Origin of the sequence: Actinotalea caeni (assembly GCF_009733795.1) — a bacterium.
GTDB lineage: Bacteria > Actinomycetota > Actinomycetes > Actinomycetales > Beutenbergiaceae > Pseudactinotalea > Pseudactinotalea caeni.
Genome location: NZ_WNXX01000002.1, coordinates 26393 through 40152 on the forward strand (window position 1 = coordinate 26393; position 13760 = coordinate 40152).

At 70.0% G+C, this 13760-nt stretch carries 22 protein-coding genes; all 22 read left to right on the forward strand.

Annotation, left to right across the window (positions count from 1 at the left end; all coding sequences use genetic code 11):
- Position 1: 1 nt before the first annotated feature.
- The 22 genes from rplW to GPA02_RS02090 all read left to right on the forward strand — a co-directional run bounded on the left by rplW (position 2) and on the right by GPA02_RS02090 (position 13740).
- Positions 2-298 (forward strand): 50S ribosomal protein L23, encoded by a 297-nt coding sequence (rplW, locus tag GPA02_RS01985; RefSeq protein WP_156198413.1) that lies wholly within the window; start codon positions 2-4, stop codon positions 296-298.
- 35 nt (positions 299-333) lie between these two features.
- A complete protein-coding gene (rplB, locus tag GPA02_RS01990; protein WP_156198181.1) occupies positions 334-1170 on the forward strand; it encodes a 50S ribosomal protein L2 in 837 nt (278 codons plus the stop codon).
- 11 nt (positions 1171-1181) lie between these two features.
- Positions 1182-1463: a 30S ribosomal protein S19 gene (gene rpsS / locus GPA02_RS01995; RefSeq protein ID WP_156198182.1), complete on the forward strand. Its 282-nt coding sequence runs from the start codon at positions 1182-1184 to the stop codon at positions 1461-1463.
- A 49-nt stretch (positions 1464-1512) separates the two neighbouring features.
- Positions 1513-1875, forward strand: a complete 363-nt coding sequence (gene rplV / locus GPA02_RS02000) for a 50S ribosomal protein L22 (protein ID WP_156198183.1) — start codon at positions 1513-1515, stop codon at positions 1873-1875.
- Between the two features lie 3 nt (positions 1876-1878).
- Positions 1879-2706 (forward strand): 30S ribosomal protein S3, encoded by an 828-nt coding sequence (rpsC, locus tag GPA02_RS02005; protein ID WP_156198184.1) that lies wholly within the window; start codon positions 1879-1881, stop codon positions 2704-2706.
- Between the two features lie 3 nt (positions 2707-2709).
- The gene (gene rplP, locus GPA02_RS02010; RefSeq protein WP_156198185.1) at positions 2710-3126 is read left to right on the forward strand and encodes a 50S ribosomal protein L16; all 417 of its coding nucleotides are present in this window, start codon (positions 2710-2712) and stop codon (positions 3124-3126) included.
- Between the two features lie 3 nt (positions 3127-3129).
- Positions 3130-3372, forward strand: coding sequence for a 50S ribosomal protein L29 (rpmC, locus tag GPA02_RS02015; RefSeq protein WP_156198186.1), 243 nt, complete (start codon positions 3130-3132; stop codon positions 3370-3372).
- 11 nt (positions 3373-3383) lie between these two features.
- Positions 3384-3680, forward strand: coding sequence for a 30S ribosomal protein S17 (gene rpsQ, locus GPA02_RS02020; RefSeq protein WP_156198187.1), 297 nt, complete (start codon positions 3384-3386; stop codon positions 3678-3680).
- A gap of 91 nt (positions 3681-3771) precedes the next feature.
- Positions 3772-4140, forward strand: a complete 369-nt coding sequence (gene rplN / locus GPA02_RS02025) for a 50S ribosomal protein L14 (RefSeq protein WP_156198188.1) — start codon at positions 3772-3774, stop codon at positions 4138-4140.
- A gap of 2 nt (positions 4141-4142) precedes the next feature.
- Positions 4143-4481 carry a 50S ribosomal protein L24 gene (gene rplX, locus GPA02_RS02030; protein WP_156198189.1) on the forward strand — a complete coding sequence of 113 codons (339 nt, stop codon included), beginning with the start codon at positions 4143-4145 and terminating at the stop codon, positions 4479-4481.
- Positions 4481-5056 carry a 50S ribosomal protein L5 gene (rplE, locus tag GPA02_RS02035; RefSeq protein WP_156198190.1) on the forward strand — a complete coding sequence of 192 codons (576 nt, stop codon included), beginning with the start codon at positions 4481-4483 and terminating at the stop codon, positions 5054-5056. The genes rplX and rplE overlap by 1 nt, the downstream gene beginning before the upstream one ends.
- 1 nt (position 5057) lies before the next feature.
- Entirely contained in the window at positions 5058-5243 is a 186-nt protein-coding gene (locus tag GPA02_RS02040; protein WP_156198191.1) for a type Z 30S ribosomal protein S14, read from the forward strand.
- 74 nt (positions 5244-5317) lie between these two features.
- Complete coding sequence (rpsH, locus tag GPA02_RS02045) at positions 5318-5716, forward strand: 30S ribosomal protein S8 (protein ID WP_156198192.1); 399 nt, start codon at positions 5318-5320, stop codon at positions 5714-5716.
- 14 nt (positions 5717-5730) lie between these two features.
- On the forward strand, positions 5731-6270 hold the full coding sequence (gene rplF / locus GPA02_RS02050; protein ID WP_156198193.1) for a 50S ribosomal protein L6: 540 nt from the start codon (positions 5731-5733) through the stop codon (positions 6268-6270).
- A 2-nt stretch (positions 6271-6272) separates the two neighbouring features.
- Entirely contained in the window at positions 6273-6653 is a 381-nt protein-coding gene (rplR, locus tag GPA02_RS02055) for a 50S ribosomal protein L18 (RefSeq protein ID WP_156198194.1), read from the forward strand.
- A 37-nt stretch (positions 6654-6690) separates the two neighbouring features.
- Complete coding sequence (gene rpsE, locus GPA02_RS02060; RefSeq protein WP_156198195.1) at positions 6691-7374, forward strand: 30S ribosomal protein S5; 684 nt, start codon at positions 6691-6693, stop codon at positions 7372-7374.
- On the forward strand, positions 7371-7556 hold the full coding sequence (gene rpmD, locus GPA02_RS02065; RefSeq protein WP_156198196.1) for a 50S ribosomal protein L30: 186 nt from the start codon (positions 7371-7373) through the stop codon (positions 7554-7556). The genes rpsE and rpmD overlap by 4 nt, the downstream gene beginning before the upstream one ends.
- Positions 7557-7560: 4 nt before the next feature.
- Positions 7561-8046, forward strand: a complete 486-nt coding sequence (gene rplO / locus GPA02_RS02070) for a 50S ribosomal protein L15 (protein ID WP_156198197.1) — start codon at positions 7561-7563, stop codon at positions 8044-8046.
- 131 nt (positions 8047-8177) lie between these two features.
- Positions 8178-9485 carry a preprotein translocase subunit SecY gene (gene secY, locus GPA02_RS02075; protein WP_156198198.1) on the forward strand — a complete coding sequence of 436 codons (1308 nt, stop codon included), beginning with the start codon at positions 8178-8180 and terminating at the stop codon, positions 9483-9485.
- A complete protein-coding gene (locus GPA02_RS02080) occupies positions 9482-10063 on the forward strand; it encodes an adenylate kinase (protein ID WP_193567827.1) in 582 nt (193 codons plus the stop codon). Before secY ends, GPA02_RS02080 begins: the two co-directional genes overlap by 4 nt.
- A gap of 770 nt (positions 10064-10833) precedes the next feature.
- Positions 10834-12273 (forward strand): sugar transferase, encoded by a 1440-nt coding sequence (locus GPA02_RS02085; RefSeq protein WP_156198199.1) that lies wholly within the window; start codon positions 10834-10836, stop codon positions 12271-12273.
- A 348-nt stretch (positions 12274-12621) separates the two neighbouring features.
- Positions 12622-13740, forward strand: a complete 1119-nt coding sequence (locus GPA02_RS02090) for a glycosyltransferase (protein ID WP_156198200.1) — start codon at positions 12622-12624, stop codon at positions 13738-13740.
- The last annotated feature ends 20 nt before the right edge of the window (positions 13741-13760 follow it).

The following is a 13760-nucleotide window of genomic DNA, read 5'->3' on the forward strand; positions in this document are numbered from 1 at the left end:
CATCAGCACCAAGGACCCGCACGACGTCATCGTCGCGCCGGTGGTGTCCGAGAAGAGCTACAACCTGCTCGACGAGGGCAAGTACACGTTCCTCGTGGACCCCCGCGCGAACAAGACCGAGATCAAGATCGCGATCGAGCAGATCTTCTCGGGCGTCAAGGTCGCCTCGGTGAACACGATCAACCGCAAGGGCAAGGCCCGCCGCACCCGTTTCGGGATCGGTCGCCGCAAGGACACCAAGCGCGCGATCGTCACGCTGCGCGAGGGCACCATCGACATCTTCGGCGGAGCCGGCTGAGCCGGGTCCGGGCGAGAACCTAGAGGAACAGATCCATGGGCATCCGTAAGTACAAGCCGACGACGCCGGGCCGCCGCGGCAGCTCCGTCGCCGACTTCGTCGAGATCACCCGGTCGACGCCGGAGAAGTCGCTGGTCAAGCCGCTCAGCAAGTCGGGCGGCCGCAACAGCTCGGGCCGCATCACGGCCCGCCACATCGGTGGCGGCCACAAGCGCGCCTACCGCGTCATCGACTTCCGTCGCAACGACAAGGACGGCGTGCCGGCGAAGGTCGCTCACATCGAGTACGACCCCAACCGCACCGCTCGCATCGCGCTGCTGCACTACGCCGACGGCGACAAGCGCTACATCATCGCGCCGAACCGTCTCAAGCAGGGCGACCGCGTCGAGTCCGGCGTCGGTGCCGACATCAAGCCCGGCAACAACCTGCCGCTGCGCAACATCCCCACCGGTACCGTCGTGCACGCCATCGAGCTCAAGCCCGGCGGCGGCGCGAAGATCGCCCGCTCGGCCGGCACCTCGGTGCAGCTCGTCGCCAAGGACGGTCCGTACGCCCAGCTGCGGATGCCCTCGGGCGAGATCCGCAACGTCGACGCGCGCTGCCGCGCGACCGTCGGCGAGGTCGGCAACGCCGAGCAGTCGAACATCAACTGGGGCAAGGCCGGCCGCATGCGCTGGAAGGGCAAGCGCCCGACCGTTCGCGGTGTCGCCATGAACCCCGTCGACCACCCGCACGGTGGTGGTGAGGGCAAGACCTCCGGTGGCCGCCACCCGGTCAGCCCCTGGGGCCAGACCGAGGGCCGCACCCGCCGTCCGAACAAGCCGAGCGACAAGCTGATCGTGCGTCGTCGCCGCACCGGCAAGAAGCGCTAAGGAGCCCAGACATGCCTCGCAGCCTGAAGAAGGGGCCCTTCGTCGACGACCACCTGCAGAAGAAGGTGGACGCTCAGAACGAGAAGGGCACGAAGACGGTCATCAAGACCTGGTCGCGTCGGTCGGTCATCACGCCCGACTTCCTGGGTCACACCTTCGCGGTGCACGACGGCCGCAAGCACGTCCCGGTCTTCGTGACCGAGGCGATGGTCGGTCACAAGCTCGGCGAGTTCGCGCCGACCCGCACGTTCCGTGGTCACGAGAAGGACGACCGGAAGGCGCGCCGCCGCTGAGGCTGGCGCACCGACCGCTCGAGAGACTCAGAGAGAGTAAGGACACACGATGGAAGCCAAGGCGCAGGCGCGTTTCGTGCGTGTGACGCCCCAGAAGGCTCGCCGCATCGTCGACACGATCCGCGGGAAGGGCGCGTCCGACGTGCTGACGCAGCTCCAGTTCGCCCCGCAGGCGGCTGCCGAGCCGGTGCGCAAGCTCGTCCAGAGCGCGATCGCCAACGCTCGCGTGAAGGCGGACCTGGCCTCGGAGCGCTTCGACGAGGCCGACCTCGTCATCGCCGAGGCGTTCGTCGACGAGGGGCCGACGCTCAAGCGGTTCCGCCCCCGTGCGCAGGGGCGCGCCAGCCGCGTGCTCAAGCGCACCAGCCACATCACCGTGATCGTGGCCGACCAGAACGCAGGAGGTCGCTGACCCATGGGCCAGAAGGTCAACCCCCACGGCTACCGCCTGGGCATCACGACGGACCACCGCACCCGGTGGTTCGCGGACAGCACCAAGGTCGGGCAGCGCTACCGCGACTACGTGAAGGAAGACGTCGCGATCCGCAAGCTCATGGCCACCGGCCTCGAGCGCGCCGGCATCGCGAAGGTCGAGATCGAGCGCACCCGTGACCGGGTCCGCATCGACCTGCACACCGCGCGTCCCGGCATCGTCATCGGTCGCCGCGGCGCCGAGGCGGACCGCCTGCGCGGCGAGCTCGAGCAGCTCACCGGCAAGCAGGTCCAGCTGAACATCCTCGAGGTCAAGAACCCCGAGACCGACGCCCAGCTGGTCGCGCAGGGCATCGCCGAGCAGCTCGCCTCCCGCGTGTCGTTCCGCCGCGCCATGCGCAAGGGCATCCAGTCCGCGCAGCGCGCCGGCGCCAAGGGCATCAAGGTGCAGGTCTCCGGCCGCCTCGGCGGCGCGGAGATGAGCCGGTCGGAGTTCTACCGCGAGGGTCGTGTGCCGCTGCACACGCTCCGCGCGAACATCGACTTCGGCTTCTTCGAGGCCCGCACCACGTTCGGCCGCATCGGCGTCAAGGTCTGGATCTACAAGGGCGACCTCACCGAGCGCGAGTACGCCCAGCAGCAGGCCTCCGCCGCCCCGCGCCAGCGTCGTGGCGACCGTGACCGCGGCGAGCGCGGCGGCCGTGGCCGTCGCGACGACGCCCAGCAGCAGCAGTCCGCGGCGCCGCAGACCGAGGCCCCCGCGGCCGAGGCTGCCGCCGCTCCCGCACCGACCGCAGAGACGGAGGCCTGAGCGATGCTCATCCCGCGGCGGACCAAGCACCGCAAGCAGCACCACCCCAAGCGCTCCGGTCAGGCCACCGGCGGCACCACGATCGCGTTCGGCGACTACGGCATCCAGGCTCTCGAGCCCGCCTACGTCACCAACCGGCAGATCGAGGCCGCGCGTATCGCCATGACCCGCCACATCAAGCGTGGCGGCAAGGTGTGGATCAACATCTTCCCCGACCGACCGCTCACCAAGAAGCCGGCCGAGACCCGCATGGGCTCCGGCAAGGGCTCGCCGGAGTGGTGGGTCGCCAACGTGAAGCCCGGCCGGGTCATGTTCGAGCTGGCCGGTGTCGACGAAGAGCTCGCTCGCGAGGCCATGCGCCGCGCGCAGCACAAGCTCCCGATGAAGACGCGGTTCGTGAGCCGCGAAGGTGGTGAGTGAGTGATGGCGATCGGTTCGAAGGAGCTGGCCGTCTCCGAGCTCGACGGCATGACGTCGGAGCTGCTCGAGGCCGAGCTGAAGAAGGCCAAGACCGAGCTGTTCAACCTCAGGTTCTCCTCGGCCACCGGCCAGCTGGAGGACCACGGTCGGCTCAAGACGGTGCGTCGCGACATCGCGCGCATCTACACGATCCTGCGCGAGCGCGAGCTCGGCATCCGCACCGCGCCGTCCGTCGACGCGAAGTGAGCGAGGACCTTATGGCAAGCAACACCGAGAGCAGCACGGGCGCCGTCGAGGCCCCCGCGCGGCCGTACCGCAAGACGCGGCGCGGCTACGTCGTCAGCGACAAGATGGACAAGACGGTCGTCGTCGAGGTCGAGGACCGCGTCAAGCACGCGCTCTACGGCAAGGTCATCCGTCGCACCGAGAAGGTCAAGGCGCACGACGAGGCCAACGAGGCCGGCGTCGGCGACCACGTCCTGATCATGGAGACCCGCCCGCTGTCCGCGACCAAGCGGTGGCGGATCGTGGAGATCCTCGAGAAGGCCAAGTAGTCCAGCCCGGCGCTGCCGGACCAGCAGACACCATCCGTTCGGCAAGGCTCGCCCGCAGCGCGAGAACCAGCACGACACCAGGAGCTAAGACATGATTCAGCAGGAGTCGCGACTCAAGGTCGCCGACAACACGGGTGCCAAGGAGATCCTCTGCATCCGTGTGCTCGGTGGCTCGGGACGTCGCTACGCCGGCATCGGTGACACGATCGTCGCCACCGTCAAGGACGCGATCCCGGGCGGCAACGTCAAGAAGGGTGACGTCGTCAAGGCGGTCGTCGTGCGCACCGCCAAGGAGCGCCGCCGTCCGGACGGGTCCTACATCAAGTTCGACGAGAACGCGGCCGTCATCCTCAAGGCCGACGGCGAGCCCCGCGGCACGCGCATCTTCGGCCCCGTCGGCCGCGAGCTGCGCGACAAGCGGTTCATGCGGATCGTCTCGCTCGCACCGGAGGTGCTGTAGCCATGGCAAAGATCAAGAAGGGCGACCTCGTCGTCGTCATCGCGGGCCGGGACAAGGGCCAGCAGGGCCGCGTCCTCGAGGTCCAGAGCAACGACCGGGTGATCGTCGAGGGCGTGCAGCGCGTGCAGCGGCACACCAAGGTGGCCCAGAGCCAGCGCGGCACCCGGACCGGCGGCATCGAGACCATCGAGGCCCCCATCCATGTCAGCAACGTGATGCTCGTCGACCCCGAGAGCAAGCGCGGCACGCGCGTCGGCTACCGGGTCGAGCAGGTCGAGCGCGACGGCCGCACGAAGACCCAGCGGGTCCGCGTCGCCAAGCGCTCCGGTAAGGACATCTGATGACCGAGACACTCGAGACCACGGTGAAGATCACCCCGCGGCTGAAGACGATCTACCGCGAGGAGATCGCTCCTGCCCTCAAGGAGGAGTTCGGTCACGCGAACCCGCACCAGGTCGCCGGCCTCGTCAAGGTCGTCGTCAACATGGGTGTCGGTGACGCCGCGCGCGACTCCAAGCTCATCGACGGCGCCGTGCGCGACCTGACGCTGATCACCGGCCAGAAGCCGGTCGTCACCAAGGCGCGCAAGTCGATCGCCCAGTTCAAGCTGCGCGAGGGCCAGCCGATCGGCGCCCACGTGACGCTGCGCGGCGACCGCATGTGGGAGTTCCTCGACCGCCTGCTGAGCTTCGCGCTCCCGCGCATCCGCGACTTCCGCGGCCTGTCGGCCAAGCAGTTCGACGGCCACGGCAACTACACGTTCGGCCTCACGGAGCAGTCGATGTTCCACGAGATCGACCAGGACAAGATCGACCGGGTTCGCGGCATGGACATCACCGTCGTGACCACGGCCACCACCGACGACGAGGGGCGCTCGCTCCTTCGCCGTCTCGGCTTCCCGTTCAAGGAGGACTGACATGGCGAAGACCGCGCTGATCCAGAAGGCGAACCGCAAGCCGAAGTTCGGTGTGCGCGCCTACACCCGGTGCAACCGGTGCGGCCGACCCAAGTCGGTCTACCGCAAGTTCGGCCTGTGCCGAGTGTGCCTGCGCGAGATGGCCCTGGCGGGCCAGCTCCCGGGCGTGACCAAGAGCAGCTGGTAACCACCACTACGCGGCAGGTCCTGCGCCGTCGGACGACGACGTGGGAAACCGCCACGAGGAAGGGCTGAGGCCCGATGACCATGACAGACCCCATCGCCGACATGTTGACGCGTCTGCGCAACGCCAACTCGGCGTACCACGAGACGGTGTCCATGCCGTTCTCGAAGCTGAAGTCGCACATCGCGGAGATCCTCCAGGCCGAGGGTTACATCGCCTCCTGGAGCGTCGCGGACGCCGAGGTGGGCAAGACGCTGACCCTGAACCTCAAGTTCGGGCCGAACCGTGAGCGTGCGCTCGCGGGCGTGCGTCGCGTCTCCAAGCCCGGTCTGCGCGTGTACGCAAAGTCCACCAACCTGCCGAAGGTTCTCGGCGGCCTGGGCGTGGCCATCCTGTCCACGTCCTCTGGCCTGCTGACCGACAAGCAGGCCGCGAAGAAGGGCGTGGGTGGGGAAGTCCTCGCCTACGTCTGGTAAGGGAGGCTCCGAACATGTCGCGCATCGGCAAGATCCCGGTGACCGTGCCGTCCGGCGTCGACGTCACCATCGACGGCGCCTCGATCACGGTCAAGGGCCCCAAGGGCACCCTGTCCCACACCGTCCCCAGCCCGATCACGGTCGAGCGGGACGACGACGGCGCTCTCGTGGTGCAGCGCCCGAACGACGAGCGCGAGTCGCGCTCGCTCCACGGGCTGACCCGGACGCTCCTGGCCAACCTGGTCACCGGCGTCACGCAGGGCTACGAGAAGAAGCTCGAGATCGTCGGCACCGGTTACCGCGTCGTCTCCAAGGGCAACAGCCTGGAGTTCGCGCTCGGGTTCTCCCACCCGGTGACGGTCACGGCTCCCGAGGGCATCACCTTCACGGTCGAGAGCCCCACCAAGTTCACCGTCTCCGGCATCGACAAGCAGCAGGTCGGTGAGGTAGCCGCGAACATCAGGAAGATCCGCAAGCCGGAGCCCTACAAGGGCAAGGGCGTGCGGTACGCGGGCGAGCAGGTCCGCCGCAAGGTCGGAAAGGCTGGTAAGTAGCCATGGCAGGCATCAAGGGTGTCAGCACGGGCAGCGGCAAGCGCACGGCTCGTGCGCGCCGCCACCTGCGGCTGCGCAAGCGCATCCACGGCACGCCCGAGCGTCCGCGCCTCGTCGTCAACCGCAGCTCGCGCCACATGGTCGCGCAGCTGGTCGACGACACCACCGGCACGACGCTCGCGTCGGCCTCCACCATGGAGGCGGACGTCCGCGCGACCGAGGGTGCGAAGACCGAGAAGGCGCGCCGTGTCGGCGAGCTGGTGGCCGAGCGGGCCACCGCGGCCGGCATCACCGCCGCCGTCTTCGACCGCGGTGGCAACCGCTACCACGGTCGCGTGGCCGCGGTCGCCGAGGGTGCTCGCGAGAAGGGTCTGAACCTGTGAGCATCACGATGAACGTCAACGAGCAAAGGAACGCATGATGGCTGCTCCGCAGCGCGGCCGCGCAGGCGGTCAGAACACCGGGCGCTCCGGCAACGAGAACGAGCGGTCGGGCGACCGCAACGAGCGTCGCGACCGTCGTGGTGGCGGGGACCGTCGCCGCGACGACGCCCAGGCGAGCAACTACGTCGAGCGCGTGGTGACGATCAACCGCGTCGCCAAGGTCGTCAAGGGTGGTCGCCGGTTCAGCTTCACGGCGCTGGTCGTCGTCGGTGACGGCGACGGCACCGTGGGCGTCGGGTACGGCAAGGCCAAGGAGGTGCCCGCGGCGATCGCCAAGGGCGTCGAGGAGGCCAAGAAGAACTTCTTCCGCGTGCCCCGCATCCAGAACACGATCCCGCACCCGGTGACGGGTGAGGCCGCGGCCGGCGTGGTGTTCCTGCGCCCGGCGTCGCCCGGTACCGGCGTCATCGCCGGCGGTCCGGTGCGCGCCGTGCTGGACTGCGCCGGTGTCCACGACGTGCTGAGCAAGTCGCTGGGCTCGACCAACGCGATCAACATCGTGCACGCCACGGCCCAGGCGCTCCGCAACCTGGAGCAGCCGGAGGCCGTCGCCGCGCGCCGCGGTCTGCCGCTGGAGGACGTCGCCCCGGCGGTGCTGCTCCGTGCGCAGGCCGAGGGCCGTGCGACGAAGGCTGCTGAGAAGGAGGCTGCGGCGTCATGACCCAGCTCAAGGTGACCCAGACGAAGTCGGGCATCGGCGGCAAGCAGAACCAGCGCGCCACGCTGCGCACGCTGGGTCTCAAGCGCGTCGGCCAGACGGTCGTCGTCGAGGACCGTCCCGAGTTCCGCGGGATGGTCAGCACGGTGGCGCACCTCGTCACCGTCGAGGAAGTCGAGGACTGAGACCATGGCTGCCAAGGACAAGGCACAGGCCGCGGACGCCAAGGCGACCGCGCTGAAGGTGCACCACCTGCGCCCGGCGCCTGGCGCCCACACCGCCAAGACCCGCGTCGGTCGTGGTGAGGGCGGCAAGGGCGGCAAGACCGCGGGCCGCGGCACCAAGGGCACGAAGGCCCGTTACCAGGTGCCCTCGCGCTTCGAGGGCGGGCAGACGCCGCTGCACATGCGGCTGCCCAAGCTGCGCGGCTTCAAGAACGCGTTCCGCGTCCAGTACCAGGTCGTGAACCTGGACAAGCTGGGCGAGCTGTTCCCCGAGGGCGGCACCGTGACGGTCGAGGACCTCGTGAGCAAGGGCGCCGTGCGCTCGGGCCACAAGGTCAAGGTGCTCGGCACCGGCGACCTGAGCGTCAAGCTCGACGTCACGGCCGACGCCTTCTCGGCGTCGGCCAAGGAGAAGATCGTCGCCGCCGGCGGCTCCGTCTCCGAGAACTGAGCCCGACGACGGGGCGGCCTCACGCAGGCCGCCCCGTCGGCGTCTCGGGTTAGGGTCAGTGCTGACCACCGCTCGACAGCTCCGTCCCCGGCCGGCACGACGCCGGTAGGGAGAACGCCGCAGGAGGATCATTGCTCGGCGCATTCATTCGCGCGTTCCGGACCCCGGACCTGCGCCGCAAGCTGTTGTTCACGCTGGGGATCATGGCGATCTTCCGGGTGGGCTCGTTCGTGCCGGCGCCCGGTGTGGACTACGGCAACGTCCGGCAGTGCCTCGACGCCTCCGCGGCGAGCGCCACCCAGGACGTGCTGAGCCTGGTGAACCTGTTCTCCGGCGGGTCGCTGCTCCAGCTGAGCGTGTTCGCGCTGGGGATCATGCCCTACATCACCGCGAGCATCATCGTGCAGCTGCTGCGCGTGGTGATCCCGCGGTTCGAGGCCCTGCACAAGGAGGGCCAGTCTGGCACCGCGGTGCTCACGCAGTACACGCGCTACCTGACGATCGGTCTCGCGATCCTGCAGGCGACGACGATCATCACCGTCGCCCGCAGCGGCGGGCTGTTCCTCGACTGCCCGGTCGAGGTCATCCCCAACGACTCCGTGGCGACGATCCTCATCATGATCATCACGATGACCGCCGGTACCGGTCTGATCATGTGGTTCGGCGAGCTCATCACCGAGCGCGGCGTCGGCAACGGCATGTCGCTGCTGATCTTCACCTCGATCGCCGCCAGCTTCCCGAGCGGCGTGCAGCAGATCGCCACCTCGAACAACGGGCTGGGCAAGGTCGCCCTGTTCCTGCTGATCTCGGTCGTCGTGGTCGTGCTGGTCGTGTTCGTCGAGCAGTCGCAGCGCCGGATCCCGGTGCAGTACGCCAAGCGGATGGTCGGGCGCCGCACCTACGGCGGCAGCTCCACCTACATCCCGATCAAGATCAACATGTCGGGCGTGATCCCGGTGATCTTCGCGTCCTCGCTGCTTGCGCTGCCGGGTCTGGCCGCGCAGTTCTCGCAGGACCAGACGGTGCCGTGGGTGCAGTGGATCGCCGCGAACCTGCTCGACCCAGGCGCGACGATCTACATCCTCGCGTACGCGGTGCTCATCATCTTCTTCGCGTACTTCTACACGTCGATCACCTTCAACCCCGACGAGGTGGCCGACAACATGAAGCGCTACGGCGGCTTCATCCCCGGCATCCGCGCCGGGCGGCCGACGGCGGAGTACCTGCAGTTCGTCATCTCCCGCATCACCGCGGCCGGCGCCCTCTACCTGGCGTTCGTCGCGCTGATCCCGACGATCTCGTTCAAGTTCATGGGCGTCAACCAGGTGATGGCGTTCGGCGGCGCGTCGGTGCTGATCGTCGTCGGCGTCGGCCTGGAGACGATCAAGCAGATCGACAGCCAGCTGCAGCAGCGTCACTACGAAGGGTTCCTGCGATGACCGAGAGCGCCACGCCGTCGCGCATCATCCTCATCGGCCCGCCCGGGGCCGGCAAGGGCACCCAGGCGGCCCGCCTCGCCGAGCGCCTCGGGGTGCCGGCGATCTCCACGGGCGACATCTTCCGCGCCAACGTGGCCCAGCGGACCGAGCTCGGGCAGCAGGCGCAGCGCTACATGGACGCGGGCGAGTACGTCCCCGACGAGGTGACCAACGCGATGGTCGCCGACCGGCTCGCGGCCGAGGACGCCTCGGGCGGGTTCCTCCTCGACGGCTACCCGCGCACCGAGGCCCAGGTGGCCGAGCTGGACCGGATGCTGGAGAGCAGCGGCGCGAGCATCGACGTCGTGCTCGAGCTGACCGCCGACACCGACGAGCTCGTCACCCGGCTGCTGGGCCGGGCGGCCGAGCAGAACCGCTCCGACGACACCGAGCCGGTGATCCGCCGTCGGCTGGAGGTCTACAGCGAGCAGACCGCCCCGCTGGTCACCCTCTACGACGAGCGCGGCCTGCTGGTCCGCGTCGACGGCCTCGGCACGGTCGACGAGGTCACCCAGCGCATCCTCGACGCGCTGGGCTGAGCCGCGCGCACGGGCCGGGCTGAGTCGCGGCGCTCACCCCGCTGGCGGAGCCGTGCCTGGTTCCGGCGAGGCGCACGTCGTCGAGCGATGCACGCGGCGTGACACGCGCCGTCGCGCCTCGTGGCCGCCGCAGCGGCCGCTGAACCACGCGTGGCACGCCTCGCGACCGGGTGACCGGGAGGGGCGGCCGACGGGGTGACGGGGTGATCTCACCCCGTCGGCCACCTCACCCTCGCTCGTCCTCACCCCGCCGACGGCGTCCGTGACTACGGCACGCTGTCTCCGCGACGCGGCATGCGACAGTCGGCGTCCGGTGTCTCGCGTCTGGGCTGCGCGCCGGACGACGCGCAGCCTCCGACCGCCCACGAACCGCGAGATCCTGCGGGTCTCGGTAGGTTCCTGCATCGCGAGCGCTGCGAGCGGAGGCCACGGAAACCGTGCGATGGAGGCCCGCCGGCGAGCGTCGGCGAGGCGCCCCTGGAGGGCGTGACGCGGGCCACGTCGAGATAGCGCATCACCCGCCGCTGCGTGGTGCTCGAGTGGGGGTGAGAGATCTAACCTCCCGCGTTGCTCCGCGACCAACCAACGTCACCCAAGGTCTGGCTTAAGGAGCGGTAACCCGTTCAATAGCGTTCATCGCAGTCGGGGGAGCCACCCACAAGGGCTCCCGAAGCAGGTTGAGCCAAGTTCGGGTGAGATGCCGTGAACGGTCAGTGGACGCGGGTAGCCGCAGCCGCGCGGCCGGCGGCGCGGGAGGGGGTGGACCAGCGATGAGTGTGATCGACCGAGTCGAGCAGCTGGCGATCCCCACCGAGCGCCGTCGGTTCCAGGTCGTCGACTCGCAGTGGCGGGCCTGGGAGGGCCGCTACCGGCTGGCGGCGATCGGTTCGGACGTGCTGTGCACCCTCCTCGTCTGCCTCGCGCTCGGGCACTACGTGCTCGGCAGCGGGATCGGTGCGGCGGTGGTCGGCGTGCTGACCTTCGTCGGGACCGTCGCCAGCACCGGCGGATACGCGGTGCGCCACGTCGCGCCGGCCACGCGGGAGTACCGCAGCATCGCGCTCGGCTTCGTCGGGATGCTGGCCGTGGCGATGACGGTCTCGTTCCTGGAGCTCGCCGAGCTGCCGCCGGCGCCGGTCGTCCTCGGCATCGGTGGCGTCGCGGTGGCGGCGGCGCTGTTCCGCACGGCGCAGCGTCGATTCCTGTCGGCGCTGCGGGCCCGCGGCCTGCACAGGCCTCGTGCGATCGTGGTCGGCCCGGTCGCGCACACCGAGCGCATGCTCGCGGAGATGTCGATCGTCCGTGAGGATCTTGAGTTGGTCGGGGCCTGCGTGCCCGAGCGCGAGATCGGCTCGCGGCTGCCCGGCGGCGTCGAGGTCCTCGGCGCTCCGCGCGACGTCGCGCTGCTGGCGGAGGTCAACGACGCCGACGTGGTCCTCGTCGCCGACGGCGCGTTGCCCGCCGACGAGTTCCGCCGGTTCCAGTGGGCGATGGAGCGCACCGAGACCGAGCTCGTGGTCGTGCCCGACCTGCGCGAGGTGCTCGACTCTCGCGTCGACCTCCAGGTGGTCGGCGCGACCCCGATCATGACCGTGCTGCGCCCGACGACCTCGCAGCGGTTCGCCAAGCAGGTGATGGACCGTGTGCTCGGCTCGCTGCTGCTCCTGACCTTCTCGCCGGTGATCCTCGGAGCGATGGCAGCGGTGCGGCTCACCTCGCCCGGACCGGCGATCTTCCGGCAGATCCGTGTCGGCCGTGACGGACGCCAGTTCACGATGTTCAAGCTGCGCACCATGCACGTCGACGCCGAGCGCCGCCGCGAGGAGCTGCTCGCCGCGAACGAAGGTGCCGGGCCGCTGTTCAAGATGGCCGACGACCCGCGCGTCACCAAGGTGGGTCGCGTCCTGCGCCGGTTCTCGATCGACGAGCTGCCGCAGCTGTGGAACGTCGTGCGCGGCGAGATGTCGCTCGTGGGCCCCCGGCCCGCGCTGCCCAGCGAGGTGGCGACCTACGACGTCATGGCGATGCACCGGCTCCACGTCCGACCCGGCATGACCGGTCTGTGGCAGGTCAGCGGGCGCTCGCGGCTGAGCTGGCAGGAGACGGTCAAGCTCGACCTGCGCTACGCGGACAACTGGTCGATCCGTTACGACCTGCAGATCCTGTGGCGGACCGCCCGCGCGGTGCTGGGGGCCGACGGTGCGTACTGACACGATCCTCGCCGCGCTCGCCCAGGGGAGGGGGCACGACGGCACCCCCCCGACGCCGTCGTGCCTCCGCCCGTGGGCGGGCTCGTCGACGACTCGTTCCGCGCTGCTCCGCACGAAGGTCGCGCGCGACGTCGCAGGGCTGCCGGCCGCTACGGGGGCAGCTCGAGCGGCCGGCTGCGCGGCGGCGTACCAGGCCGTCACCCTCGTCACCCCGCGGCGTGCGCACGCCGCCCAGTTCCGCACCGACATGACTCTCGACGCGCTCGCCCAGGGGCGAGGGCACGGCGGTACCCCCCCGACGCCGTCGTGCCCTCGCCCGTGGGCGAGCCGTCGAGGTCGCGCCGGCCGATGAACGGGACGGTCGCTCTCGCGCACGACTACGTGACCCAGCGCGGCGGTGCCGAGCGGGTCGCGCTGGCGATGACGCGTGCGTTCCCGGACGTGCCGCTGCACACGACGCTCTTCGACCCCGAGGGATCGTTCCCGGAGTTCGAGACGGTCGACGTGCGTCCGACACGCCTCAACCGTTGGCGTGTCCTGCGACGACACCACCGGATCGCGCTGCCCCTGCTCGCCTCGGCGGTCTCCCGCCACCCGATCGAGGCCGACGTGCTGCTCGCCAGCTCCAGCGGGTGGGCGCACGGGCTGCCCACCACGGGGCGCAAGGTGGTCTACTGCCACGCGCCCGCGCGCTGGCTCTACCAGACCGGTCGTTACGCCGGAAGGTCCGAGAGCGGGCGCGCACGTGCAGCAGCCGTCACGACCGCGATCGGGATGCTCGGTCCCAGGCTGCGCGAGTGGGACCAGCGAGCCGCGCGCTCCGCGCACCGCTACCTGGTCAACTCGACGGTCATCAAGAGAGCGGTCGCCGAGGTGTACGGCATCGAGGCGGAGGTGCTGTTCCCGCCGCCGGCGCCGCTGGACAGCGACGGCGAGGCGCAGCCGCTGCCGGGAATCGAGGAGCCGTTCGTGCTGTGCGTCGCGCGGCTGCTTCCCTACAAGAACGTCGACGTCGTGATCGAGGCAGCGGCGGCTGCGGGCACCCCGGTCGTCGTCGTGGGTGACGGGCCCGACCGCCGGCGTCTCGAGGGCCTTGCTGCACGGACGGGTGCCGCTCACCTGGTGGGCCGTGTCAGCGACGCCGAGCTGCGGTGGCTCTACGGCAGCTGTGTGGGTCTGGTGGCCGCGTCGTTCGAGGACTTCGGGCTGTCGCCGCTGGAGGCGGCGGCGTTCGGCAAGCCGACGGCTGCGCTGCACGACGGCGGCTACCTCGACACCGTGGTGGCCGGCCGGACCGGGGTGTTCTTCGAGACGCCCGACGCGCCCGCCGTCGCCGACGCGATCCAGCGCATGGTCGCCGGTCAGTGGTCCGCCGAGACGATCATGCAGCACGCCGACGCGTTCTCGGAGGCGCGCTTCGCAGCGCGACTTCGTGAGATCGTCGACGAGGAGCTGAGCCATCGCTGAGCGCAACGGCCGTCGGGGGT

What these genes read in the sequence shown, in the direction of transcription:
- rplB (WP_156198181.1), top strand. Translation starts at nt 334, where the DNA reads ATGGGCATCCGTAAGTACAAGCCGACGACGCCGGGCCGCCGCGGCAGC.
- rpsS (WP_156198182.1), top strand. Translation starts at nt 1,182, where the DNA reads ATGCCTCGCAGCCTGAAGAAGGGGCCCTTCGTCGACGACCACCTGCAG.
- rplV (WP_156198183.1), top strand. Translation starts at nt 1,513, where the DNA reads ATGGAAGCCAAGGCGCAGGCGCGTTTCGTGCGTGTGACGCCCCAGAAG.
- rpsC (WP_156198184.1), top strand. Translation starts at nt 1,879, where the DNA reads ATGGGCCAGAAGGTCAACCCCCACGGCTACCGCCTGGGCATCACGACG.
- rplP (WP_156198185.1), top strand. Translation starts at nt 2,710, where the DNA reads ATGCTCATCCCGCGGCGGACCAAGCACCGCAAGCAGCACCACCCCAAG.
- rpmC (WP_156198186.1), top strand. Translation starts at nt 3,130, where the DNA reads ATGGCGATCGGTTCGAAGGAGCTGGCCGTCTCCGAGCTCGACGGCATG.
- rpsQ (WP_156198187.1), top strand. Translation starts at nt 3,384, where the DNA reads ATGGCAAGCAACACCGAGAGCAGCACGGGCGCCGTCGAGGCCCCCGCG.
- rplN (WP_156198188.1), top strand. Translation starts at nt 3,772, where the DNA reads ATGATTCAGCAGGAGTCGCGACTCAAGGTCGCCGACAACACGGGTGCC.
- rplX (WP_156198189.1), top strand. Translation starts at nt 4,143, where the DNA reads ATGGCAAAGATCAAGAAGGGCGACCTCGTCGTCGTCATCGCGGGCCGG.
- rplE (WP_156198190.1), top strand. Translation starts at nt 4,481, where the DNA reads ATGACCGAGACACTCGAGACCACGGTGAAGATCACCCCGCGGCTGAAG.
- GPA02_RS02040 (WP_156198191.1), top strand. Translation starts at nt 5,058, where the DNA reads ATGGCGAAGACCGCGCTGATCCAGAAGGCGAACCGCAAGCCGAAGTTC.
- rpsH (WP_156198192.1), top strand. Translation starts at nt 5,318, where the DNA reads ATGACCATGACAGACCCCATCGCCGACATGTTGACGCGTCTGCGCAAC.
- rplF (WP_156198193.1), top strand. Translation starts at nt 5,731, where the DNA reads ATGTCGCGCATCGGCAAGATCCCGGTGACCGTGCCGTCCGGCGTCGAC.
- rplR (WP_156198194.1), top strand. Translation starts at nt 6,273, where the DNA reads ATGGCAGGCATCAAGGGTGTCAGCACGGGCAGCGGCAAGCGCACGGCT.
- rpsE (WP_156198195.1), top strand. Translation starts at nt 6,691, where the DNA reads ATGGCTGCTCCGCAGCGCGGCCGCGCAGGCGGTCAGAACACCGGGCGC.
- rpmD (WP_156198196.1), top strand. Translation starts at nt 7,371, where the DNA reads ATGACCCAGCTCAAGGTGACCCAGACGAAGTCGGGCATCGGCGGCAAG.
- rplO (WP_156198197.1), top strand. Translation starts at nt 7,561, where the DNA reads ATGGCTGCCAAGGACAAGGCACAGGCCGCGGACGCCAAGGCGACCGCG.
- GPA02_RS02080 (WP_193567827.1), top strand. Translation starts at nt 9,482, where the DNA reads ATGACCGAGAGCGCCACGCCGTCGCGCATCATCCTCATCGGCCCGCCC.
- GPA02_RS02085 (WP_156198199.1), top strand. Translation starts at nt 10,834, where the DNA reads ATGAGTGTGATCGACCGAGTCGAGCAGCTGGCGATCCCCACCGAGCGC.
- GPA02_RS02090 (WP_156198200.1), top strand. Translation starts at nt 12,622, where the DNA reads ATGAACGGGACGGTCGCTCTCGCGCACGACTACGTGACCCAGCGCGGC.